This window comes from Stutzerimonas sp. S1, from assembly GCF_025966695.1.
Lineage (GTDB): Bacteria > Pseudomonadota > Gammaproteobacteria > Pseudomonadales > Pseudomonadaceae > Stutzerimonas.
This window is the reverse complement of record NZ_JAOEIY010000004.1, coordinates 437,429-461,500: the sequence shown is the minus strand read 5'-3', so window position 1 is coordinate 461,500 and position 24,072 is coordinate 437,429. Positions and strand designations below refer to the sequence as shown.

Annotated in this window: 23 protein-coding genes; 19 read left to right on the top strand and 4 right to left on the bottom strand. The window is 64.7% G+C overall.

From position 1 onward, the window contains the following. The first annotated feature begins 148 nt into the window (after positions 1–148). The 11 genes from recJ (at position 149) to N8H22_RS11350 (ending at position 12,753) form a co-directional block, all read left to right on the top strand. Positions 149–1,864, top strand: coding sequence for a single-stranded-DNA-specific exonuclease RecJ (recJ, locus tag N8H22_RS11400; protein WP_264590614.1), 1,716 nt, complete (start codon positions 149–151; stop codon positions 1,862–1,864). Between the two features lie 117 nt (positions 1,865–1,981). After that, complete coding sequence (locus N8H22_RS11395) at positions 1,982–4,075, top strand: molybdopterin oxidoreductase family protein (protein WP_264590613.1); 2,094 nt, start codon at positions 1,982–1,984, stop codon at positions 4,073–4,075. Positions 4,076–4,195: 120 nt separating this feature from the next. Further along, entirely contained in the window at positions 4,196–5,296 is a 1,101-nt protein-coding gene (locus N8H22_RS11390) for an NADH:flavin oxidoreductase/NADH oxidase (protein WP_264590612.1), read from the top strand. Between the two features lie 50 nt (positions 5,297–5,346). After that, the gene (locus tag N8H22_RS11385; RefSeq protein ID WP_264590611.1) at positions 5,347–6,069 is read left to right on the top strand and encodes a tellurite resistance TerB family protein; all 723 of its coding nucleotides are present in this window, start codon (positions 5,347–5,349) and stop codon (positions 6,067–6,069) included. Positions 6,070–6,214: 145 nt separating this feature from the next. Further along, a protein-coding gene (gene prfB, locus N8H22_RS11380) for a peptide chain release factor 2 (RefSeq protein ID WP_264590610.1) occupies positions 6,215–7,310 on the top strand; the annotation gives its coding sequence in 2 pieces (ribosomal slippage) (positions 6,215–6,286 and positions 6,288–7,310; 1,095 coding nt in all). Positions 7,311–7,373: 63 nt separating this feature from the next. Further along, positions 7,374–8,876 (top strand): lysine--tRNA ligase, encoded by a 1,503-nt coding sequence (gene lysS / locus N8H22_RS11375; RefSeq protein ID WP_264590609.1) that lies wholly within the window; start codon positions 7,374–7,376, stop codon positions 8,874–8,876. Positions 8,877–9,025: 149 nt separating this feature from the next. Beyond that, positions 9,026–10,321: a flavohemoglobin expression-modulating QEGLA motif protein gene (locus tag N8H22_RS11370; protein ID WP_264590608.1), complete on the top strand. Its 1,296-nt coding sequence runs from the start codon at positions 9,026–9,028 to the stop codon at positions 10,319–10,321. Between the two features lie 52 nt (positions 10,322–10,373). Further along, on the top strand, positions 10,374–11,033 hold the full coding sequence (locus N8H22_RS11365) for a Bax inhibitor-1 family protein (protein WP_264590607.1): 660 nt from the start codon (positions 10,374–10,376) through the stop codon (positions 11,031–11,033). Positions 11,034–11,116: 83 nt separating this feature from the next. After that, the gene (locus tag N8H22_RS11360) at positions 11,117–11,863 is read left to right on the top strand and encodes a TIGR00266 family protein (RefSeq protein WP_264590606.1); all 747 of its coding nucleotides are present in this window, start codon (positions 11,117–11,119) and stop codon (positions 11,861–11,863) included. Positions 11,864–11,926: 63 nt separating this feature from the next. Further along, on the top strand, positions 11,927–12,253 hold the full coding sequence (locus N8H22_RS11355) for a hypothetical protein (RefSeq protein ID WP_264590605.1): 327 nt from the start codon (positions 11,927–11,929) through the stop codon (positions 12,251–12,253). After that, a complete protein-coding gene (locus N8H22_RS11350; protein ID WP_264590604.1) occupies positions 12,250–12,753 on the top strand; it encodes an O-acetyl-ADP-ribose deacetylase in 504 nt (167 codons plus the stop codon). The genes N8H22_RS11355 and N8H22_RS11350 overlap by 4 nt, the downstream gene beginning before the upstream one ends. A 72-nt stretch (positions 12,754–12,825) precedes the next feature. Here the strand turns inward: N8H22_RS11350 and N8H22_RS11345 are convergent, their stop codons facing one another. From N8H22_RS11345 to N8H22_RS11335, 3 genes are all read right to left on the bottom strand, one after another. Further along, positions 12,826–13,608 (bottom strand): OmpA family protein, encoded by a 783-nt coding sequence (locus tag N8H22_RS11345; protein ID WP_264590603.1) that lies wholly within the window; start codon positions 13,606–13,608, stop codon positions 12,826–12,828. A 48-nt stretch (positions 13,609–13,656) separates the two neighbouring features. After that, complete coding sequence (locus N8H22_RS11340; RefSeq protein WP_264590602.1) at positions 13,657–14,049, bottom strand: DUF4398 domain-containing protein; 393 nt, start codon at positions 14,047–14,049, stop codon at positions 13,657–13,659. Between the two features lie 225 nt (positions 14,050–14,274). Further along, positions 14,275–14,619, bottom strand: a complete 345-nt coding sequence (locus N8H22_RS11335) for a pilin assembly protein (protein WP_264590601.1) — start codon at positions 14,617–14,619, stop codon at positions 14,275–14,277. Positions 14,620–14,858: 239 nt separating this feature from the next. Here N8H22_RS11335 and ppc point away from each other — a divergent pair, with 239 nt between their 5' ends. The 7 genes from ppc to N8H22_RS11300 all read left to right on the top strand — a co-directional run bounded on the left by ppc (position 14,859) and on the right by N8H22_RS11300 (position 22,214). Then, positions 14,859–17,495, top strand: a complete 2,637-nt coding sequence (gene ppc, locus N8H22_RS11330; RefSeq protein ID WP_264590600.1) for a phosphoenolpyruvate carboxylase — start codon at positions 14,859–14,861, stop codon at positions 17,493–17,495. A 244-nt stretch (positions 17,496–17,739) separates the two neighbouring features. Continuing rightward, the gene (gene adk / locus N8H22_RS11325) at positions 17,740–18,387 is read left to right on the top strand and encodes an adenylate kinase (protein ID WP_264590599.1); all 648 of its coding nucleotides are present in this window, start codon (positions 17,740–17,742) and stop codon (positions 18,385–18,387) included. A gap of 233 nt (positions 18,388–18,620) precedes the next feature. Next, a complete protein-coding gene (tsaB, locus tag N8H22_RS11320; protein WP_264590598.1) occupies positions 18,621–19,301 on the top strand; it encodes a tRNA (adenosine(37)-N6)-threonylcarbamoyltransferase complex dimerization subunit type 1 TsaB in 681 nt (226 codons plus the stop codon). Between the two features lie 60 nt (positions 19,302–19,361). Further along, a complete protein-coding gene (locus N8H22_RS11315) occupies positions 19,362–19,709 on the top strand; it encodes a hypothetical protein (RefSeq protein WP_264590597.1) in 348 nt (115 codons plus the stop codon). A gap of 17 nt (positions 19,710–19,726) precedes the next feature. Continuing rightward, positions 19,727–20,578, top strand: a complete 852-nt coding sequence (locus N8H22_RS11310; protein ID WP_264590596.1) for a DUF72 domain-containing protein — start codon at positions 19,727–19,729, stop codon at positions 20,576–20,578. A gap of 87 nt (positions 20,579–20,665) precedes the next feature. Continuing rightward, positions 20,666–21,358, top strand: coding sequence for an extensin family protein (locus N8H22_RS11305; protein WP_264590595.1), 693 nt, complete (start codon positions 20,666–20,668; stop codon positions 21,356–21,358). Between the two features lie 76 nt (positions 21,359–21,434). After that, the gene (locus N8H22_RS11300) at positions 21,435–22,214 is read left to right on the top strand and encodes a class I SAM-dependent methyltransferase (RefSeq protein ID WP_264590594.1); all 780 of its coding nucleotides are present in this window, start codon (positions 21,435–21,437) and stop codon (positions 22,212–22,214) included. A 24-nt stretch (positions 22,215–22,238) separates the two neighbouring features. Here the strand turns inward: N8H22_RS11300 and N8H22_RS11295 are convergent, their stop codons facing one another. Next, on the bottom strand, positions 22,239–22,874 hold the full coding sequence (locus N8H22_RS11295; RefSeq protein WP_264590647.1) for a TetR/AcrR family transcriptional regulator: 636 nt from the start codon (positions 22,872–22,874) through the stop codon (positions 22,239–22,241). A gap of 96 nt (positions 22,875–22,970) precedes the next feature. Between N8H22_RS11295 and N8H22_RS11290 the strand changes: the two genes are divergently transcribed. Beyond that, positions 22,971–24,071, top strand: a complete 1,101-nt coding sequence (locus N8H22_RS11290) for an efflux RND transporter periplasmic adaptor subunit (protein ID WP_264590593.1) — start codon at positions 22,971–22,973, stop codon at positions 24,069–24,071. Position 24,072: the final 1 nt, after the last annotated feature.

Here is a 24,072-nt window from a genome sequence, read left to right as displayed (position 1 = left end):
GGTGCGCATGCTGGCGATTAGCAACGAATTGGCGCCGCTGTATAACGCGCGATCTTCGGCCCGCCGGCGCCGAGTGCATTGCTGTATCCTGTGCGGCCGATTTCGTCCGGCGCCCCCTGCCGGAGAGCTGTTACCCGGAAGCCCGTCGATGCGCATCGAACCCCGTCCCTTGCCCGAAGCCCTGCCTGATCTGGGCGATCTGCCGCCCTTGCTGACGCGCTTGTATGCCGCGCGCGGCGTGCGTTCGGCGAGCGAACTGGACAAGGGATTGGCTCGGCTGATCCCCTACGGTCAGCTCAAGGGGATCGATGCGGCGGTCGCACTGCTGGTCGAGGCGCTGGAGAAGCGCCAGCGCATTCTCTTCGTCGGCGATTTCGACGCCGATGGCGCGACGGCGAGCACGGTGGGGGTGCTTGGCCTGCGCCAGCTCGGAGCGGCGCACGTCGACTATCTGGTGCCCAATCGCTTCGAGTACGGTTACGGGCTGACCCCTGAAATCGTCGCGGTGGCGCTGCAGCGCGAACCCGAGCTGCTGATCACCGTCGACAACGGTATCTCGAGTGTCGAAGGGGTTGCCGCGGCCAAGGCCGCCGGGCTGAAGGTGCTGGTCACCGATCACCACCTGCCCGGGGCCGAGCTGCCGGCCGCCGATGCCATCGTCAACCCGAATCAGCCCGAGTGCGGCTTCCCCAGCAAGTGCATCGCCGGAGTCGGGGTGATCTTCTACGTCCTGCTGGCGCTACGGGCACGCCTGCGTGAGCTGGACTGGTTTGCGCGCAACGGCTGGGCGGAGCCGAACCTTGCCGAACTGCTCGATCTGGTCGCGCTCGGCAGCGTTGCCGATGTGGTGCCGCTGGATGCCAACAACCGCATCCTGGTGCACCAGGGCCTGGCGCGAATTCGTGCCGGGCGGGCGCGGCCCGGGCTGCGCGCGATTCTGGAGGTCGCCGGACGGGATCACGCCCGCATCACCTCGACCGATCTCGGCTTCATTCTCGGCCCGCGACTAAATGCGGCCGGGCGCCTGGACGACATGGCATTGGGCATCGAATGCCTGCTCTGCGAAGACGAGGCGCTGGCGCGTGACATGGCGGTGCAGCTCGACCAGCTGAACCAGGACCGCAAGAGCATTGAGCAGGGGATGCAGCGCGAGGCGCTGGCGCAGCTCAAAGAGCTGGCGGTGGAGGATCTGCCGTTCGGCCTGTGCCTGTTCGAGCCCGACTGGCATCAGGGCGTGATCGGCATCCTGGCATCGCGCCTGAAGGAACGTTATCACCGACCGACGATTGCCTTCGCCGATGCGGGCGACGGCATCCTCAAGGGCTCGGCGCGGTCGGTGCCGGGCTTTCATATTCGCGACGCGCTGGATGCCGTGGCCGCGCGTCATCCGGGGCTGATCAGCAAGTTCGGCGGCCATGCGATGGCGGCTGGCTTGTCGTTGCCGCAGGAGAACTTCGGTGCTTTCGCCGCGGCGTTCGATGCTGAGGTGCGTCGCCAGCTTTGCGCCGATGACTTGACCGGACGCCTGCTCAGCGACGGTCAGCTCAGTCTCGAAGAGTTTCACCTGGAGCTGGCCAAGGCGCTGCGCAACGCCGGTCCTTGGGGGCAGCACTTTCCCGAACCGCTGTTTCACGGCGTGTTCCAGCTGGTCCAGCAACGGTTGGTCGGCGAGCGACATCTGAAGCTGGTGCTGCGGAGCGAGTGCGGATCGCTGACGCTGGACGGCATCGCCTTCAATATCGACCGTGAGCAATGGCCGAATGCCTCGGTCCGCTGGGCAGAGCTGGCCTACAAGCTCGACGTCAACGAGTACCGCGGGCGCGAAAGCGTACAGCTGCTGGTGGCGCACATCGCTGCGCGCTGAGTCGCCGTCGATTGGCGGCTTGAATCCGCCGTCATTCCCCGCAGGCGGTTCGATTGTCCGGGGTCTCCGGCGCGCCTAGAGTGAGTGGACAACAATAGCGCCATGCGGGAAGCCGAAATGAGCGATACGACCACTCACTACCGTGCCTGTCACCTGTGCGAGGCCATCTGCGGCCTGGCCATCCAGACCCGGGGCGACACCATCATCTCGATCAAGGGCGACCCGCAGGACAGTTTCAGTCGCGGCCATATCTGCCCCAAGGCGGTGGCACTGCAGGACATCCAGCACGACCCGGACCGCTTGCGTCATCCGATGCGCCGCTGCGGCGACGAATGGCAGGCGATCAGCTGGAAGGAAGCCTTCACCCTGGTCGCCGAGCGGCTCGGCGAGATTCGCGCGCACCATGGCAACAATGCGGTGGCCATCTACCAGGGCAACCCGAGCGTGCACAACTACGGGCTGATGACCCACAGCAACTACTTTCTCGGTCTGCTGAAGACGCGCAACCGCTTTTCCGCGACTTCGGTCGACCAGTTGCCGCATCACCTGACCAGTCACCTGATGTACGGTCATGGCCTGCTGCTGCCGGTGCCGGACATCGACCACACCGACTTCATGCTGATCCTCGGCGGCAATCCGCTGGCGTCCAACGGCAGCATCATGACCGTGCCGGACGTCGAGAAACGCCTGAAGGCAATCCAGGCGCGCGGCGGCAAGCTGGTAGTGGTCGACCCGCGGCGTAGCGAGACGGCGGCGATCGCCGACCAGCACCTGTTCATTCGTCCCGGCCAGGATGCGGCGTTGCTGCTTGGGTTGCTCAACACGCTGTTCGACCAAGGGCTGGTGCGCGGCAGCCATCTGCCGGTGGATGGATTGGACCAGGTACGCACGGCGGTCACGCCGTTCACCGCCGAGACAATGAGTGCGCGCTGCGGCGTACCAGCCGCGACGATCCGCCAGCTGGCGCGGGATTTCGCCGCCGCGCCGCGCGCGGTCTGCTACGGGCGCATGGGCGTCTCGACCCAGGTTTTCGGCACGTTGTGCCAGTGGTTGGTGCAGGTGATCAATCTGCTGACCGGCAACCTCGATCGGGTTGGCGGGGCGTTGTGCACCCTGCCGGCAGTGGACTTGGTGGAAAGCGCTTCGCCGGGGCACTTCAATGCCTGGCAGAGTCGCGTCTCCGGCTTGCCGGAATACGGCGGCGAGCTGCCGGTGGCGGTGCTGGCCGAGGAAATGCTCGAACCCGGGGAAGGCCAGGTAAGAGCGCTGATCACCGTGGCCGGCAATCCGGTGTTGTCGACGCCCAACGGGCGCCAGCTGGAGCAGGCGCTGGACGGTCTGGAGTTCATGCTCAGCGTGGATTTCTACATCAACGAGACCACCCGCTACGCCGACCTGATCCTGCCGCCCACCGCACCGCTGGAGCACGATCATTACGACAGCACCTTCAATCTGCTGGCCGTGCGTAATGTCACGCGCTTCAATGAAGCGATCCTGCCCAGGCCGGCAGGTGCGCTGCACGACTGGGAAATCTTCGTCGGCCTGGCGCGCGCGTTCGCCGAACATGTCGGCGTCGAGCTGAAGCCGACTATCGCGCCAGAGCAGATGATCGATCTCGGTCTGCGTCATGGCCCGTACGGCGAGCGCACCGAGCATAGGCTCAGCCTTCAGGCGCTGCGCGATTACCCACACGGGCTTGACCTCGGGCCGTTGCAGCCCAATCTCGCCGATCGTCTGAAAACCGCCAACGGCCGGCTGCAGGCCGCCCCGGAGCTGCTGTTGGCCGACCTGCAGCGCTTCGCTGGCGCGGCGCCACCGACCCACGAACTGCTGCTGATCGGTCGCCGGCATGTGCGCAGCAACAATTCGTGGATGCACAACTACCAGCGACTGGTGAAGGGCAAAGCGCGCCATCAGCTGCTGATGCATCCGCTCGACCTGGCCAGTCGCAGCCTGAGCGACGGTCAGCGCGTGCGGGTCCGTTCGCGGGTCGGCTCCATCGAAGTCGAAGTGGTCGCCAGTACCGATCTGATGCCAGGTGTGGTGAGTTTGCCGCATGGTTGGGGGCATGCGCGTCCCGGCGTGCAGCTGGGGATTGCCTGCGGCCTGTCCGGCGCCAGCGCCAATGACCTGACGGACCCGCAGCTGCTCGATGGTCTGTCCGGCAATGCAGCGCTCAACGGGGTGCCCGTGGAAGTGGTGGCCGCCTAGCGAGCGGGTATCGCGGAAACGTGCGGTTGCGGTTCCGTGGGCCGGCCGGCTGGGTTTTCTCACGGAAACCGTCTCTACTGTAGAGAGTCCAAAGACGCACTCTTCGCAGTCGAGGTTTCCATGACCCAGCTCTTCCAGCCGCTGACCCTCCGCCAGCTCACTTTGCCCAATCGCATCGCCGTGTCGCCGATGTGCCAGTACTCGGCTAAGGCCGGCGTGGCCAACGATTGGCATCTGGTACACCTGGGCAGCCGCGCGGTGGGTGGCGCCGGCCTGGTCATCATCGAAGCCACGGCTGTGCTGGCCGAAGGGCGGATCTCGCCGCAAGACCTCGGCATCTGGAACGACGAGCAGGTCGAGCCGCTGCGACGGATTACCCGGTTCATCGAGGCACAGGGTTCCGTGGCGGGCGTGCAGTTGGCACACGCCGGACGCAAAGGCAGCAGCTGGCAACCCTGGCTCGGCAAGCATGGCAGCGTGCCGATCGCCGAAGGCGGCTGGACGCCGGTGGGGCCGTCGAGCATTGCCTTCGACCCCCAGTATGCCGTGCCGACCGCGCTCGACGATGCGGGCATCGCAGCGGTGATCGAGGCTTTCGTGCGGGCGGCGGAGCGTTCGTTGGCCGCGGGCTTCAAGGTCGCCGAGGTGCATGCGGCACACGGCTACCTGCTGCATCAGTTCCTCTCACCGCTGTCCAACCAGCGCCAGGATCGCTACGGCGGCTCGTTCGACAATCGGATCCGCCTGCTGCTGGAAGTGACCGAAGCGGTACGTGCCGTCTGGCCGGAGGAGCTGCCGCTGTTTGTCCGACTGTCGGCGACCGATTGGGTGGAGGATGGCTGGAATCCCGATGAAACCGTCGAGCTGGCGCGCCGACTCAAGCCGCTGGGCGTAGATCTGATCGACGTGTCGTCCGGCGGAACTGCTGCCAACGCGGAAATTCCGGTCGGCCCGGGCTATCAGACCCAGTTCGCCGAACGCGTGCGCAAAGAAGCCGGCATCGCCACGGGTACCGTGGGCATGATCACCGAGGCGGTGCAGGCCGAGCACATCCTGCGCACCGGGCAGGCGGATCTGATCCTGCTGGCACGTGAGCTGCTGCGCGACCCCTACTGGCCGCTGCACGCTGCCGAGCACCTGGGCGATAACTCGGTGCCGTGGCCGGCGCAGTATGTGCGCGCCGCCCATCGCGACACGCCGATCCGCCAGTTGCCGGACTGACTGGACGGAACGGCTGTCACCTCTATTTCTTTTCCTTCGCAGGTGTATCGATGAAAACCAGTGGCCTTCTCGACCAACTTCTTAAAACCGGACAGGAGCTGTTGAGCAAGCAGCAAACGCCAACCGCCGGCGGAAAGCCTGCCGCAGCTGGGTTGAATGATCTGCTCGGCGGCGCCGGCAGTGGCTCGCTCGGCAATCTGCTCTCGGGCGCCGGCGGCGGGGCGCTGGCGGCAGGGGCCATGGGGCTGCTGCTGGGCAACAAGAAAGCGCGCAAATTCGGTGGCAAGGCGGTGACCTACGGCGGCCTCGCCGCGTTGGGGGTGCTGGCCTACAAGGCCTACAGCAACTGGCAGGCGCAGCAGGCCAGCGCGCCGCAGGGTGCACCGCAAACCGTCGATCGCCTGCCGCCGGCGCAGGTCGAGCAACATAGCCAGGCCATTCTCAAGGCACTGGTCGCGGCGGCCAAATCCGACGGACATATCGATGCCCGCGAGCGTCAGCTGATCGATGCCGAGGTGGCCAAGCTGACCAGTGATGGCGACCTGCAGCATTGGCTGGACGCCGAGTTGAACAAGCCGCTCGATCCCGCTGAAGTAGCGGCGGCCGCGCAGACACCGGAGATGGCTGCCGAGATGTACCTGGCCAGCGTACTGGCGGTGGACGAGGAGCACTTCATGGAGCGCGCCTATCTCGAGGAACTGGCACGCCAGCTCAAGCTCGATCCCCAGCTCAAGGCGGAGTTGGAGAACCAGGTGCGCGGTATTTCCGGCTGATCCTGTCCCGCGAAGGAGGTGGATTTTTCCTTGTGCAGCCCGGTGGTCGTGCGGTCACGGCGATCTGCCCGCACGGGCTGTCAGCGTAGGCGCGCTCGGTTATAATCGCCGGCTTTTCGCATCGTCCGATTGAGAGCTGCCTACCATGGAAATCAACCCGATCCTCAACAGCATCAAGGACCTGTCCGAGCGCACTTTGTCGATTCGGGGGTATCTTTGACTACGATCAGAAGCATGATCGTCTCGTCGAAGTAAACCGCGAACTCGAAGACCCGAACGTCTGGAACAACCCCGAGTACGCCCAGAACCTGGGCCGTGAGCGCGCCACCCTGGCGCAGATCGTCGAAACCATCGACGACCTCGACGGCGGCTTGGCCGATTCGCGCGACCTGCTGGAAATGGCCGCCGAAGAAAACGACGAAGGCGCGATGAACGATGTCGTGGCCGAAGTCGAGCGCCTGCGCGGAATTCTCGAGAAGCTCGAGTTCCGCCGCATGTTCAGCCACGAGATGGACCCCAACAACTGCTACCTCGATATCCAGGCTGGCTCCGGCGGTACCGAGGCCCAGGACTGGGCCAACATCCTGCTGCGTATGTACCTGCGCTGGGCCGACAAGCGTGGCTTCAATGCCGAGATCGTCGAGCTGTCCGAGGGTGAAGTCGCCGGCATCAAGGGCGCCACCGTGCATATCAAGGGCGAATACGCCTTCGGCTGGCTGCGCACCGAGATCGGCGTGCACCGCCTGGTGCGCAAGAGCCCGTTCGACTCCGGCGCCCGTCGCCACACCTCGTTCTCGGCGGTATTCGTATCGCCCGAGATCGACGACAGGGTGGAGATCGAGATCAACCCGGCCGACCTGCGCATCGACACCTACCGCTCCTCCGGCGCCGGTGGTCAGCACGTCAACACCACCGACTCGGCGGTGCGTATCACCCACGTGCCGACCAATACCGTGGTGGCCTGCCAGAATGAACGTTCCCAGCACGCCAACAAGGACACCGCCATGAAGATGCTGCGGGCCAAGTTGTACGAGCTGGAAATGCAGAAGCGCAACGCCGCCTCTCAGGCGCTGGAAGACAGCAAGTCGGACATCGGCTGGGGCCACCAGATCCGTTCCTACGTGCTCGACGACTCGCGCATCAAGGATCTGCGTACCGGCGTGGAGCGCAGCGATTGCCAGAAGGTGCTCGACGGCGACCTCGACGGGTACCTCGAAGCCAGCCTGAAACAGGGGCTCTGAGAGCAGCTGCAAGCCTCAAGCCGCAAGCACCCCATTGAAACGATTTGACCGGGACGACCCGCAATGAGCGAACAACCGCTGAACCAGCACGCCATCCAAGAGGAAGAAAACAAGCTGATCGCCCAGCGCAAGGAAAAGCTTGCTGCCGTGCGCGAGCAGGGCAATGCCTTCCCCAATGACTTCCGTCGCGACCGCTATGCAGGCGACCTGCAGAAACAGTACGCCGAGAAGACCAAGGAGGAGCTGGAAGCGGCCGCCATTCCGGTCAAGGTCGCCGGACGGATCATGCTCAACCGCGGACCGTTCATGGTGCTGCAGGACATGAGCGGGCGCATCCAGGTCTACGTCGATCGCAAGACCCTGCCGGCCGAGCAGGTTGAGGCGGTCAAGCATTTCGACCTGGGCGACATCATTGCCGCCGAGGGCACCCTGGCGCGTTCGGGCAAGGGCGACCTGTACGTCTATATGAACAACGTGCGGCTGCTGACCAAGTCGCTGCGTCCGCTGCCGGACAAGTTCCACGGCCTGACCGACACCGAGCAGCGCTATCGCCAGCGCTACGTCGACCTGATGGTGAACGAGGAAGTACGCGAGACCTTCCGCGTGCGCTCCCAGGTCATCGCGCACATCCGCAAGTTTCTCGCCGAGCGTGACTTCCTCGAAGTGGAAACGCCGATGCTGCAGACCATCCCTGGCGGCGCCGCGGCCAAGCCGTTCGAGACCCACCACAACGCGCTGGACATGCCGATGTTCCTGCGCATCGCACCGGAGCTCTACCTCAAGCGCCTGGTGGTCGGTGGCTTCGAGCGCGTGTTCGAGATCAACCGCAACTTCCGTAACGAAGGCGTCTCGACCCGGCACAACCCCGAGTTCACCATGCTCGAGTTCTACCAGGCCTACGCCGACTACGAAGACAACATGGACCTGACCGAGGAGCTGTTCCGCGAGCTGGCCCAGGCCGTGCTCGGCAGCACCGACGTGCCCTATGGCGACAAGGTGTTCCACTTCGGCGAGCCCTTCGCGCGGCTGTCGGTGTTCGACTCGATCCTCAAGTTCAACCCGGAGATCTCGGCCGCCGATCTCAACGATCTGGAGAAGGCCCGTGCCCTGGCCAAGAAGGCCGGCGCCAAGCTGCTCGGTCACGAAGGCCTGGGCAAGCTGCAGGTGATGATTTTCGAGGAGCTGGTCGAGCACAAGCTGGAGCAGCCGACCTTCATCACCGAGTACCCGTTCGAGGTCTCGCCGCTGGCCCGGCGCAACGATCGCAATCCCAACGTCACCGACCGCTTCGAGCTGTTCATCGGCGGCCGCGAGATCGCCAACGCCTATTCCGAGCTCAACGATGCCGAGGATCAGGCCGAGCGCTTCCACGCCCAGGTGGCCGACAAGGACGCCGGGGACGACGAGGCCATGCACTTCGACGCCGACTTCGTTCGTGCGCTGGAATACGGCATGCCGCCGACCGCGGGCGAGGGTATCGGCATCGACCGTCTGGTGATGCTGCTGACCAACTCGCCGTCGATCCGCGACGTGATCCTCTTCCCGCACATGCGTCCGGAACTCTGATCGCCGGGTAGCGCGCCGGTTTTCACCGGTGTGCTTTCGCTGGCCGCCCGCAACGGGTGGCCAGCGTCAGGCTCACGACCTGGCCACTGTTTCCGGCGGTCGGCTCGTGTATAACCTGAGCGCTGCGGCTCATCGCTGGCGAGGTTTGGATGAACACCCGTAACAATCTGGACGAATATCAGACGATCGTGCGCGGGCTGTCTGACCGCATCGTCGAGGCGCAGACGCCGGTACGCGTGCTCGATGCGGTGAAGTGGGACGACAGCATTCGCCAGGGTTTCTTCGCAACCAGCGGGCGCGAGTTACCGGTGGTCGATCGTGGTTATTACGAGCGCCGACCGTTGTCCTTCGATTCCAGCGCGAAGAAGCAGGAATTTCAGGACATCGAGCGTGATATCACCCGCCAGCTGGGGCAGTTCAATCCGGTCGGGCAGATCATGCGACGCATGTGCAAGGAATACCGCATGGTCATCCGCATGCTCGAGGCGCGCGGCACGCCCGACTTCGGCATGATCTCGCAGGAGCTCTACGGCGCCGCATCAGACGCTTTCCACGCCGGCGACCCGACCCTGGCCGACCTCGGCCTGATGCTTTCCGACTACCTGAACAACATCGCCGACCGCGGCGACCTCAAGGACGAACCCAAGCGCCTCGATGCCAAACAGGCGGTCGCGCTGCTGCAGAAACGGCTCGATGCCGTGTTCGGTGAGGGCGAAGGCGTGATCCGCGTGTTCGAGTCGGATGGCATCCTCGCCGATGCTGCGGCGGGTGCCGACTACATCAAGATTCGCAGCGACGCACTGTTCAACGAGCGTGACGTGCGCGCGCTGGAAGTGCATGAAGGGTTGGTGCACGTCGGCACCACGCTCAATGGCCTGAACCAGCCGATTTGCACTTTCCTCGCCAAGGGGCCGCCGTCCTCGACGGTGACTCAGGAGGGCCTGGCCATCCTGATGGAAGTCATCGCCTTCGCCTCGTATCCGACACGTCTGCGCAAGCTGACCAACCGCACTCGTGCGATCCACATGGCCGAGGAGGGTGCCGATTTCCTCGACGTCTTCGCCTTCTTCCAGGAGCAGGGTTACGGCGATGACGAGTGCTACAGCAATGCCAGCCGGGTCTTTCGCGGCTCGACGCCCGATGGCCTGCCCTTCACCAAGGACCTGTCCTATCTGAAGGGCTTCATCATGATTTACAACTACATCCAGCTCGCTGTGCGCAAAGGCCAGCTCGAGCAGATCCCGCTGCTGTTCTGTGGCAAGACCACGCTGGAAGACATGCGCACCCTGCGCCAGTTGGTCGACGAGGGCATGGTGGTGCCGCCGAAGTACTTGCCGCAGCAGTTCCAGGATCTCAACGCGTTGTCGGCCTGGATGTGCTTCTCCAACTTCCTCAATCACCTGAGCCTGGATCGCATCGAAGCCGACTACGCGAACATTCTTTGAGACATCCCGACTCGAATAGCGAGCCTCACACCACGCAAGGAAGCGTAACGAAATGGAAAACTCAGTCTTTGCCCGGCGTCCGAGCCTGACCGATCGGACGTTATCACCCGCTGCCTACAACCTCGTCATCGGTCTCACGCTGTGCTGGGGCTTCTGGATCAATTGGTGGATGGTTGGCAACATCCCGGTCGAGTCCATTCGCAGCATTCATCCCTGGCTGTTCTTCGGCGGCTACTTCGCCAGCTGTCTGACCGGTGCCTGGCTGTTCCACCGCTCCCAGCAGCCGTGGCTGAGCTTCATTGGCTACAACCTGGTGGTCGTACCCTTCGGTCTCATCGTCAACCTGGTGGTGAGTCGCTACGACAGTGCGCTGGTGCACGAGGCGATACGCGTCACGGCGCTGGTGACCCTGGGCATGATGCTGTTGGGTACCCTGTTTCCACGCTTCTTCGCCAGCATCGCCAGCGCCCTGACGGTTGCGCTGCTGCTGGTGATCGTCGTCGAGCTGGTCGAGGTGTTTGTCCTCGGCATTCACCATGGCGTGATCGACTGGGTCGTGGTGCTGATCTTCTGCGGCTATGTCGGCGTCGACTGGGGGCGGGCGAACCAGATTCCCAAGACCCTGGACAATGCCGTCGACAGCGCCGCCGCGCTCTATATGGACATCATCAACCTGTTCCTGCGTATCCTGCGCATTCTCGGACGCAAGTAGCGGGCGAGCGGAGTGCTGCGCAGGTCGCGGCGCTCCGCTGGGTTCGTTGGTGCGTCGCAACCTTCCGGACCCAGGAGCCCGCCGTGTCCAGTCACCAGCTTGAGTACGAAGTTCTCGGCCAGTCTGCCCAAAGTGTGGAAATCGTCCTCGACCCAGGCGAGACGGTCATCGCCGAAGCCGGCGCGATGAATTACATGACCGATGGCGTGCGCTTCGAGACACGCATGGGTGACGGCTCCAGCAGCGGCGTGCTCGGCAAGCTGTGGGGTATGGGTAAGCGGATGATCACTGGGGAGTCGCTGTTCCTCACCCATTTCAGCAATGAAGGCAAGGGCGAGGCACGCGTAGCCTTCGCCGCACCTTACCCGGGCACGGTGGTGCCAGTGGACCTTGCTGCCGTGGGCGGCCAACTGTTCTGTCAGAAGGATGCATTTCTCTGTGCGGCTTATGGCACGCGCATCGGCATCAGCTTCAGCAAGCGTATCGGTGCCGGCTTCTTCGGAGGTGAGGGTTTCGTTCTGCAGCGTCTGGATGGCAACGGGCTGGCCTTCGTGCACGCCGGTGGCACGGTGATTCGCAAGGAACTGAACAACGAGACGCTGCGCCTGGACACCGGTTGTCTGGTGGCCTTCACCCAGGGCATCGACTACGACATCCAGCTGGCCGGCGGACTGAAGAGCATGCTGTTCGGCGGCGAAGGCTTGCTGCTGACCACGCTCAAGGGCACCGGCAGCGTATGGATCCAGAGTCTGCCGTTCTCGCGCCTGGCCGAACGGGTCTACGCGGCAACCGTGCAGGCGCGCGGCGAGACGCGCGCGGGTGGTAGCTGATCCCCCGCCACGCGGCTGGCAAATTTGCCACAATGCGCCCCTTTGTTTCGACCGAGAGCTTCCATGTCCGAACGCAATCCCATCCCGCTGATTCTCACCGCCATCGGCAGCGTCATCGTCACCGTCGCGGTGCTTTCCTATTACGGCTACATGCACATCGCCAAACCGGAAGACGCATTGCTGCTGGCTGACTACACCATGCTCAAGACAGTGCCCGGCGAGGACTACAAGGTGTCGCTGAAGCCGGCGGCGCAGGTCGCGCAGTGCATCGACGGCGTGCTGGTGCTGTTCGATACCGAACAGAAGGGCCTGACCGGCGTGCTGGTCGACAACAAGAAGCGCGCCGTGCGCTGCGTCGAAGCGCCGGTGCCGGGCGCCTCGCTGCGGTGAAGCTGGCGGTGTGGCGGGGCGATATCACCCGCCTGGAGGTGGACGCCATCGTCAACGCCGCCAACACTTCGCTGCTGGGCGGCGGCGGAGTGGATGGCGCGATCCATCGCGCCGCCGGCCCCGAACTGCGCGACTATTGCCGCAATCTGGGCGGCTGTGTCGTCGGCGAAGCCAAGCTGACTCCCGGCTTTCGCCTGCCAGCGCGCTACATCATCCATACCGTCGGGCCGATCTGGCGGGGCGGCGCTCACGGCGAGCCCACCCAGCTGGCGGCGTGCTACCGCAACAGCCTGGCGCTCGCCGACAGTCACGAACTGGCGAGCATCGCCTTCCCGGCGATCAGCTGCGGCATCTACGGCTACCCGGCGGAGCAGGCAGCAGAGGTTGCCGTGACCGCACTGCAGCAAGCCCTGGACGGCGCCTCGCATGTGCGACGGGTCGTCCTGGTGGCGTTCTCCGCCGAACAGGAGGCGCTGTACCGGCGTTTGCTCGGCGCCTGATGTCATTGCGCAAATAAGAACCGCAGCCGTGCGAGGCTGCGGTTCGCTCTGCTAGGGTGCCGACGGCAGCGCTTAGCGCATCGAGGAGCGCGGGGCGACCGGGCGATGGTCGTCAGAGATGGTCACTTCGACACGCCGGTTCATGGCGCGCCCGGAGGAGGTGCTGTTGCTCGCCACCGGGTACTCCTTGCCATAGCCTTGCGTGACGATGCGCTGCGGATCGACACCCATCTTCACCAGCGCCATGCGCACCGCATCGGCGCGACGCTCTGACAACCTCTGGTTGTAAGCCGCCGAGCCGGTGCTGTCGGTGTAGCCCTCGACGATCACCTTGCGCTCGGGATTGTCGTTGAGGAAATCAGCCAGCTTCTGCACGCTGCGCATACCGCCAGGCTTGAGTTCGGCGCGGTCGTAATCGAACAGTACGTCACCGAAGGTCACCAGCGTGCCGCGTTCGGTCTGCTTGGCCTGCAGGTCCTGCTGCAGTTTGCGAATCTGCGCCTCGCGCGATTCAAGCCGGGCTTCCGCGCGGCGCGCCGAGGCCTTTTCCAGATCCTGCTCCGCTGTGCGCAGAGCGATGGTCTGCTCGGCCAGTTCGATGCGCCGCTGGGTCAGATAGGCGAGCTGATCGACCTTTTCTTCGTCGGCGTCATCGAGATAGGCCTTGTTGGCCTGGTCGAGCATCTTGCCGGCGTCCTCGGTTTCCAGGGCGGCGAGTCTGGACGCGCGAGCGTCGCTCTGCAGCGCCGAGTAACTGCTGCGGGCCTGTTCGAGATTGGCGTTGGGCTGGTTGGCGCAGGCGACGAGGCCGATGCTCAGCGCCAGCATGGTGGGAACAGTGACGAGCTTGTGCATAGTGAATTCATCCTTTGGCTGGGAATGGAACGACAGTCATGGCCGGGATCACTGGACGCCGCGCATACCTTCCTCGCGCAACTCATTGATTCCCTGCTGTGCGTCCTCGACGGCCTTTTGCGCCTTGGCCGCTTCCGCCTTGCGTTCGGCAACGCGGGCGTCCCATTCGGCCTGTTCGGCCAGCTTGCGGGCGCGTTCGAAGTCCTCCTTCTGCATCGCCAGTTCGGCTTCCTTCCACTTCTCCTGGGCGGCGCGCATCTCGACCGCGGCGTATTCCGGGCCGCCGGCACTGACGGCGCTTCGGACTGCCGACTCGGTGACCGCGAACTGTTCCTTGGGCGGGTTGCCGGCGCAGGCTGTAAGCAGCAGGCCACCCAGCGCCACGGCGGCGAGCTTGGGCAGTTGGAAGCGCGAAGCAGGATTGTCGGTTTCAATCTTCATGGGCAGTCTCCAGTGGGAATTGCCTGACAAGTGCGAATGGCTCATGGCCCGGCGGGTATGCCGCGGTACGCCGCGACGTCGATGCCGGGCATATTTTTGTGAGGCCTGCAGGCGCTAATCGTTCAGTCCCAAATGCTGTGCTAGAGCGGTTGGCGACCGCAGCGAGACTTTTCGCGGCCGTATCGGGCGGCCGCGGACAGGCGGGGGACGCGAGGCGGGCGGTTGTCAGGCCGGCGGAGGTGACTGGTCGTCCAGGAGCTGCTGCAGGTGTTTGCGCGACAGGGCGAGAAAACGCGGCGTTGGCCCGATGTCCTCGTAGATTGGGTCGCCCTGTTCATCGGTGGCGATCACCTGCGTACCGCGGACATAGGGCAGGCTGGTTTCCACGGCCTCCAGCGCGGCGCCTACCAGCTCGCCGAGCAATGCCGCGGTACTGCGCTTGGGATACATCTCGGCGAGCGCAGCGAGGCGGGCGGCGCTTTCGATGTCCAGCGGAATGCTGTATTGCTCACGGCTCAAGGTGCCCTTGGCGTCTTTTTCCCACTGGCTGACCAGCTCCGAAATCTTCATGTTCACTCCTCTGCTCGTGGTCGCGAGCGGCTCTGACGGCAATTCGCCGTCAGGCACGCGTGGCGTGCGTGCCGCCTTGTCAGCGGCTGGGGCGGTAGGCACTCTGGTTGCAGATACGTTGAGCGTAGTTGCTCGGCTGTCGTTGCACAGGCCGTCTAGCACTGGCTGCGGGGAACATTGCGCGCCGCCTGGCGGCCCAACGACCGCAGTCGGGCAATCAATCAGGAGAAAAAGCGGTCATGGCGAAAATCGATGCGCGCCTGCGCGAGAATGTTCACCTGCTCGGTGAGCTGTTGGGGAACACCATTCGCGAGCAGCTGGGTGATGCGTTCTTCGACAAGATCGAACGAATCCGCAAGGGCGCCAAGGCGGCGCGCCGCGGCTCAGCGGAGGGCGCGCAGTTACTTGCCGAAACACTCGACAGCCTGGGTGAGAACGAGTTGCTGCCGATGACCCGAGCGTTCAACCAGTTCCTCAACCTCGCCAATATCGCCGAGCAGTACCATCGCGTGCGTCGCCGGCATGGGGGCGAGCCGGCACCGTGCGAGGCCGGGGTGCTCCCGGATCTGCTGGAACGGCTGAAGAATGCAGGACACGGCGAGGAGTTTCTCGCGCGCCAGGTCAGCCGGCTGGACATCGAGCTGGTGCTCACCGCGCACCCGACCGAGGTGTCCCGGCGCACGCTGATCCAGAAATACGACGCTATTGCCGCGCAACTGGCCGCCCGCGACCACACCGACCTGACGGCAGCCGAGCATGCGGAGATCCAGCTGCGGCTGCAGCGACTGATTGCCGAGGTCTGGCATACTGAAGAGATCCGTCGCAACCGGCCGACGCCGGTGGAAGAGGCGAAATGGGGTTTCGCTGCCATCGAGAATTCGCTGTGGCAGGCGGTGCCCAATGTGCTGCGGCAGACCGATGCGGTGCTGCATCGCAGCACCGGATTCCACCTGCCGCTGGAGGCGGCGCCCATCCGCTTCGCTTCCTGGATGGGCGGTGACCGTGATGGCAACCCCAATGTCACCGCGCAGGTAACCCGCGAAGTACTTCTGCTGGCGCGAGCGGTGGCAGCCGAACTGTATCTGCGCGACATCGAGGCGCTGATCACTGCGCTGTCGATGCAGACTGCCAGTGACGAGCTGCTGAGCCACTCCGGCGGCGCATCGGAACCCTACCGGGTCCTGCTCAAGCAGTTGCGTGATCGTTTGAACGCCACACGCGAATGGGCTGTAACGGCGCTCGAACGTGGTCATCCACCGCCGGACCTGGTACTGCAGGATGTGGACGAGTTGCGCAAGCCCCTGGAGCTCTGCTACCGCTCGCTGCATGCCTGCGGCATGGGGGTGATCGCCGACGGCGCCTTGCTCGATTGCCTGCGCAGGGTGGCGGCTTTCGGGCTGTTCCTGGTACGGCTCGATATCCGCCAGGACGCCGCGCGACATGCCGCCGCGCTTGGCGAAATCACCGATTATCTCGGCCTCGGTCGTTATGACGAGTGGGACGAGACGCAGCGCCTGGATTTCCTGCAGCAAGAACTGAGCAATCGGCGACCGCTGCTGCCGGCGCATTTTCGCCCGTCGGCGGAGACGACGGAGGTGTTGGCGACCTGTGCCGTCATCGCCGCCGCGCCGGCTGCTTCACTCGGCTCCTACGTCATTTCCATGGCTCACGCAGCGTCCGATGTGCTGGCGGTGCAACTGCTGCTCAAGGAGTGCGGCCTGCAGCGCACGATGCGCGTGGTGCCGCTGTTCGAGACGCTCGATGATCTGAACAACGCTGCGCCGACCATCGACCGGCTGCTGCGGTTGCCCAGCTATCGTCGGCGCCTGCAAGGTCCGCAGGAGGTAATGATCGGTTACTCCGACTCGGCCAAGGATGCCGGCACCACAGCTGCCGCCTGGGCGCAGTACCGTGCCCAGGAGAGTCTGGTGGAGGTTTGCCGTGAACATGGCGTCGAGCTGCTGCTGTTCCACGGACGTGGCGGCACGGTGGGGCGGGGCGGTGGTCCGGCGCATGCGGCGATTCTCTCGCAGCCGCCCGGGTCGGTCGCCGGACGCTTCCGCACCACGGAGCAGGGCGAGATGATCCGCTTCAAGTTCGGCTTGCCGGATATCGCCGAGCAGAATCTCAACCTCTATCTGGCTGCGGTGCTCGAAGCTACGCTCTTGCCACCGCCGCTACCCGAGCCGGACTGGCGCGTGCTGATGGATCATCTCGCCGCCGATGGCGTCGCGGCCTATCGCAGCGTGGTGCGCGAGCATCCGCAGTTCGTCGCCTATTTCCGCCAGGCGACCCCGGAGCAGGAACTGGGGCGTCTGCCGTTGGGCAGTCGACCAGCCAAGCGCCGCGAAGGCGGGGTCGAGAGCCTGCGGGCGATACCGTGGATCTTCGCCTGGACCCAGACGCGTCTCATGCTGCCGGCCTGGCTGGGCTGGGAGGCGGCGCTCGATCGGGCGCTGGCGCGCGGCGAGGGTGAGCGTCTGGCGGAGATGCGTACGCATTGGCCGTTCTTCAGCACGCGCATCGACATGCTGGAAATGGTTCTGGCCAAGGCCGATGCGGCTATCGCCCGGGGCTACGACGAGCGCCTGGTCGAGCCGCCACTGTTGACGCTGGGTGCCGATCTGCGTGACAGATTGTCGCAGGTGGTGGAGGCGGTGAAGACCCTGACCGGCCAGCCCGAGCTGCTGGCGCACAGCCCTGAAACCCAGGAAGCGTTCAGTCTGCGCAATACCTATCTGGACCCGCTGCACCTGATGCAGATCGAGCTGCTGGCCCGTTCCCGGCAGCAGCAGAATCCGCCGGAAAGCCCTCTGGAACAGGCTTTGTTGGTCAGCGTCGCGGGCATCGCCGCGGGCTTGCGCAATACCGGTTGAGGAGGGTGGGGCGCCCGTTGCGTGATGCGGTGCACGGTCGCTCCACCCGGTTTGCCAGCCTCGGTTCAGTGCATTTATGCCGCTCGATAGGCGCCGCGGGGATATCTTGTGCCCTCCCGGTGCGCTGTGTATCGTGTTCAACCTTTTGTCGCATGGCGGCAAACCAGATTCTTTGATCGCCAGCGATGAGTCGCATCCGGCCCGCTGGCGAGACCTCTATTCAAGAAAACTCGAGGACTCATCCATGCGTGTGATTCTGCTGGGAGCACCCGGTGCCGGCAAAGGTACCCAGGCCGGCTTCATTACCAAAAAATTCGGTATTCCGCAGATCTCCACTGGCGACATGCTGCGCGCAGCGGTCAAGGCCGGCACCGAGCTGGGCCTGAAGGCCAAGAGCGTGATGGATGCGGGCGGTCTGGTGTCTGACGACCTGATCATCAACCTGGTCAAGGAACGCATCGCTCAGCCCGATTGTGCCAATGGTTTCCTCTTCGACGGTTTCCCGCGCACCATTCCGCAGGCCGAAGCGCTGAAGGAAGCGGGCGTACGTATCGACAACGTGGTCGAGATCGCCGTCGACGACGAGGAGATTGTCGGCCGCATCGCCGGACGTCGCGTGCATCCGGCATCCGGTCGGGTCTACCACACCGAACACAACCCGCCGAAGGTTGCCGGCAAGGACGACGAAACTGGCGAGGAGCTGATCCAGCGCGACGACGACAAGGAAGAGACCGTGCGTCATCGCCTGTCCGTCTATCACTCGCAGACCAAGCCGCTGGTGGATTTCTATCAGAGCCTGGCTGCCGCCGAAGGCACGCCGAAGTACAGCCGTATCGAAGGTGTCGGGTCGGTGGAAGAGATCACAGCCAAGGTGTTCGCGGCGCTGAGCTGATCGCTTCGCCGCTGTACAGCCAGACCGAAAATGCCCGTATCGCAGGATATGGGCATTTTTTTGCCTGGGGGTTGTTGAGGACCACCGTCCGCTGGCCTGTCCGTGCGGGTGTTGCTTCGCTCGTGCCTATCCGGGCCGACCGTCCCGCTCCTTTCGCCTTAGCGATCTCGGAAAGTACCCGCCAGCCGAATACGCTAGAATCTGCGCCTTTTTGATTGCCCCGGAATTGCCCGATGACCACTCTGCTGGCCCTGGATACCGCCACCGAAGCCTGCTCCGTCGCCCTGCTGCATGATGGCCAGGTACTGAGTCACTATGAGGTGATCCCGCGTCTGCATGCCCAGCGCCTGCTGCCAATGGTGCAGACCCTGCTCGCCGAGGCCGGTGTGGGGCTGTCTGCGGTGGATGCAATTGCCTTCGGCCGCGGGCCGGGTGCCTTCACCGGTGTGCGCATTGCCATCGGCGTGGTGCAGGGGCTGGCCTTTGCTCTCGAGCGTCCGGTGCTGCCGGTGTCCACCCTGGCGACCATTGCCCAGCGTGCCTACCGGGAGCATGGTGCCACTCGGGTGGCGGCTGCGATCGATGCGCGCATGGATGAGGTTTACTGGGGTTGCTACCGCGAATGCGCGGGCGAGATGCAGCTCGCCGGCGTCGAGGCAGTGCTGCCGCCCGAACAGGCGGCGTTGCCACGCGATACGACAGGCGAATGGTTCGGTGCCGGAACCGGCTGGGGCTACGCCGAACGCATTCCGTTGGCAGTGTCACGCATGGACGCCGGCATGTTGCCGCACGCCGAAGATCTGCTGCGCTTGGCCGGATTCGCCTGGCAGCGTGGCGAGGCGCTGGACGCCGACCAGGCGCAGCCGGTGTATCTGCGCGATAATGTCGCCACGCCCAAGGGCACCAATCGCTAGGGCTGTTGCCAAAGCGTCGAGCGGTCGCTAGAGTCGCTGGCCTGCTGATCGAGTTGAATAATGCGCGTCGAAGGTTTCTTCCCCGTTCCCTACTCCACGGATCGTACTGGCCGCACGGGCAGCACGGCGTCGGGCTATGGTGAAACCCAGCGCGCCGCACAGGCGCAGCGGGAAGTCGACAGCCGCAGCAGTGGGCAGGATTACCAGCCTCAGTCCGCCCGTCCGCAGCAGCGGGTCAACCAGGCGGCGCTGGTCGAGCGCTACTCCGCGTTCCGTTACAACGAAACCCAGACCGAGCGTCCGTTGCCCACCCGCGTGGCTCAGGCGCTGGCCAGCTACAGCTATACCGCCAGTTTGCCCAGCGATTTCGACACCGCCGAAGTGCTCGGTCTCGACCTGTACGCCTGAGGCTGACCAGCCCGGTGATGCTTCCCTACTTTCTTGGCTGTCCCTCCTGGAACGAAGGCGCCTGGCTCGGTTCGCTGTACCCGCCGGGCACGCCTGCGAGCGAGTTTCTCCCCCGTTACTGCTCGGTATTCAACAGTGTCGAAGGCAATACCACGCTCTACGCCTGGCCATCGAAGGAAAAGGTCCAGCGCTGGGCCAACCAGATGCCCGAAGACTTTCGTTTCTGCGCCAAGCTGCCGCGCGAGATTAGCCAGGCCGTCGACCTGTGCGCAGCCCTGGAGCAGGCGCAGGCCTTCAGGGCTTTGCTGGCACCGCTAGGCCGGCGGGTTACGCCATTCTGGCTGCAGCTGCCGGCCAGTTTCGGGCCGGGGCGGCTGGCCGAGCTGGCACAGCTGATCGACGGGTTCGGTGCGCCGCTGGCGGTCGAGGTGCGCCATCGTGCGTTCTTCGACAAGGGGGAGGGCGAGCGCGCGCTGAACCGCCTCTTGCATGAGCGCAGCGTCGAACGCATCTGTCTGGATTCCCGGGCGCTGTTCAGCTGCCGCTCCGATGATCCGGCGCTGCGGCATGCGCAGAGCAAGAAGCCGCGATTGCCGGTGCGACCGACAGCATTCAGCTCGTCTCCGCAGTTGCGTTTCATCGGTCATCCACAGCTGGAAGCCAACGATGCATTCATGGCGCCATGGCTGGACAAGGTGGCTGGCTGGATCGAGGCTGGCAAAACGCCGCACGTCTACCTGCATACCCCGGACAATCATCGCGCGCCGGAATTGGCCCTGCGTTTCCACATGCTGTTGCAGCAGCACCTGCCGGGCCTGCCATCGCTGCCACCGCTGATGCGCAGCGAGCAGCTGTCGCTGCTGGTTTGAGCGGTCGTTCTGGCTGTGACGTGTGAGTCCGACCAGTTTTGTAAGAATACGCGCTCAACTTCGGCTGTCAGATGTTGCCCATAAGACATGACCTTCAGCCGCATATTCCTTCTCGTACCGGTGTTGTTGGCGGGGCTGGCCTTCGCCGTCTGGCAGCAATATCTCGACCTTCCTCCGCGCTGGAATCCCTGGGCGCCGCTGGATTTCCACGAACCACCGAATTTGCTCACGTCCTTCAAGTTGCGCCGATTGGCACAGGATCGCCAGCTGTGCGAACAGGTACTGGCCAGCGCACCGCTGCGCTATGCAAACGTGCCGGACAGCACGCCGGAACCCGGTTGCCCGGTGGAGAACAGCGTGCGGGTGGAGGGTTCGGTAGTGCGCTTCAACGGGCCGTTCCTGGCGACCTGTCCGCTGGCAGCAGCCTACGCGCTGTTCGAACGGCACGGCCTGCAGCCGGCGGCGCAGGCCGTGTTCAGGCAGCCGGTGGTGCGCATCGATCACTTCGGCAGCTTCGCCTGCCGCAACATCGCACGCAGTAACCGCCGCAGCCAGCATGCCAGCGCGAACGCGCTGGACCTCGCCGGGTTCCGCCTGCAGGACGGGACCCGCATTACCGTGGCGCGCGACTGGCAGGGCAGCGATGACAAAGCACGGTTCCTGCGCGAGGTGCGTGACGCCGCCTGTGACGTGTTCAACGTGACGCTGGGGCCCGAGTACAACGTCGCGCATCGCGATCACTTCCACGTCGACATGGGCGGCTTCGGCATCTGCCGTTGAGGCAATCCGGCGTGGGCGTCCGGACGGGGCTCTGGCACAATGCGGCGCCTTTTTCGCCTTGCCAACGAGTACAGCCATGCCTGACCGCCACCCCCTGGTTCGCGTCGAACCGCTCGCCCCGCAATTCGCCGCGACGGCGCATGCCTGGGCGCAGCGGCTTGGCTTGCCGGAACAGGGCGATGATGCCGAGTTTGCACTGCAGGTGGGCGAGACAGGGCTGCAGCTGCAACTGCTGGAGGCGCAGGCGCCCGGTCCGGTGCGGGTGGATTTCGTCGAAGGCGCTGCCGCACACCGCCGGCAGTTTGGCGGTGGCAGCGGCCAGATGATCGCCAAGGCGGTCGGCATCCAGCCCGGCGTGCGGCCGCGGGTGCTGGATGCGACTGCCGGGCTCGGCCGCGACGCCTTCGTGCTGGCCACGCTGGGCTGCGAGGTGACGCTGATCGAGCGCCAGCCACTGATCGCCGCGCTGCTGGAAGACGGCCTGCAGCGCGCACGGCAGGATGCCGAAGTGGCGTTGATTGCCGCGCGCATGACGCTGCTGCAGGGCAACGCCATCGAACGGTTGCAGCTCTGGGAGGGTGAGCCGCCGCAGGTGATCTATCTCGATCCGATGTTCCCGCATCGCGACAAGAGTGCGCTGGTGAAGAAGGAAATGCGCCTGTTCCGGCCCTTGGTCGGTGACGATCTTGATGCGCCGGCGCTGCTGGCCGCTGCACTACAGCTGGCCAGCCATCGAGTGGTGGTCAAGCGTCCGCGCAAGGCGCCGGCGATTGACGGCATCAAGCCCGGTTACAGCCTGGAAGGCAAATCCAGCCGCTACGACATCTATCCCAAGAAGAGGCTGCAGGCGCAGTAGCGCGCTGTTCGGGCGGCTCCGGCGTCAGCGACCGTAGGCGCGCAGGAAAACCCCCACGGCGTCGCGGACGTGCTCGGTCGGCGTCGTGCTGTCCGTGATGTCGTCATAGGCGATCAGCTGGCGGAAATGACGAGCGCCCTTGATCAATGAGCAGAAGTGCTCGGCGGCGCGCCGTGGTTCCGTGATCTGCAGCAGGCCGCGGCTGGATGCTTGGGCGAACAGCTGCTCGAGATCGGCGAGCAGCTGCTGTGGGCCAGCTTCGAAGAACATCCGGACTAGCGCGGGATTATGCGTCGCCAGGGCGATCATGGCGCGGTGCAGACCGATGGATTCCGGGCTGTTGACCAACTCGTTGAACGCATTGCCGATCGCCAGGAGTAATGTCTCGATGGCGCAATCCTCTTCCAGCTGGAACAGCCGGCGCGGCAGACGGGTTTCACAGGTCGCCTTCACCGCGGCGCAGAACAGCGCCTCCTTGTCCTTGAAGTGGCTGTAGAGCGTGAGCTTGGAGACGCCGGCTTCGGCCGCGATCGCGTCCATGCTGCTGCCCTCATAGCCATTGCCGAGAAACAGCACCTGAGCGGCTGCGAGGATGGCCTCGCGCTTGGCCGGATCTTTCGGACGGCCGGGGCCGGGAGAAGGGGAATGGATATCTATCATGGCCGTTTTTAATAGTGGACTGGCTGGTACGCTATTTTTACTATACCCGGCAGTATAAGTATTCCAGCCCGCCTCGTGACAGAGGGAGTCTCCGCCGTGTTCCGTCATGCCTTGTCCATCGCTTCCACACTTGGTTGTGCCCTGTTGCTGGCCGCTTGCGGCAATGGCGAACCCGAGCAACCGCCGCCGCGGCCGGTGCTGGTGGTGCAACCGCAACCTGCCAGCGAGGCGCGCGAAAGCTATCCGGGCGAGGTACATGCGCGTTACGAGCCGGAGCTGGCGTTCCGCATCGGCGGCAAGGTCAGCGAGCGCCTGGTCGAGGCCGGGGATCGCGTGCGCAAGGATCAGCCGCTGGCGCGACTCGATCCGCAGGACGTACGGCTGCAACTCGACGGTATGCGTGCGCAAGTCGCGGCCGCCGAGGCGAACCTGCGAGTCGCCAAGGCTGAGTACGATCGCTACAAGGCTCTCCTCAGCCGCCAGCTGGTCAGCCAGTCGCAGTTCGACAATGCCGACAACGCCTACCGTTCTGCCGCGGCGCGCCTGCAGCAGGCGCAGGCGGAGTTCGATGTAGCAAGCAATCAGGTCGACTATGCGGTGCTACGCGCCTCGCGTGATGGCGTCATCGCACGCCGCAGTATCGAGGTCGGTCAGGTGGTGGCGGCCGGGCAGACGGCCTTCGTGCTTGCCGCCGATGGCGAGCGCGAGGTGGCGATCAACCTCCCCGAACAGGCGTTGGAACGTTATCGCGTGGGCCAGGAAGTCGAGGTGGAGCTGTGGTCACAGCCGGGACGGCAGCACCCTGGGAGGATTCGTGAACTGTCCCCGGCGGCCGATCCGAACACCCGGACCTATTCCGCCCGGGTCGCCTTCGCCGAAAGCGAAGTGCCCACTGATCTCGGACAAAGCGCCCTGGTCACCGTGCGCCGCGCGGCGGCGGTTCCGCTCGCTGTGCCGCTTTCCGCGATCAGTGCCGAGCGTGGCAAGGCGTTTGTCTGGCGGGTCAGGGCCGATTCCACGCTGGAGCGCGTGGAGGTGAGCACCGGTCCTTACGGTGAGCGTCTGGTGCCGGTGCTGGAAGGCCTGCAGGCCGACGACTGGATCGTCATGGCCGGGGTGCAGTTACTCAGCGAGAACCAGCCGGTGCGTCCGGTCGATCGCGAGAATCGCCCCGTCGAGCTGGCCCCGCAGGAGTAGT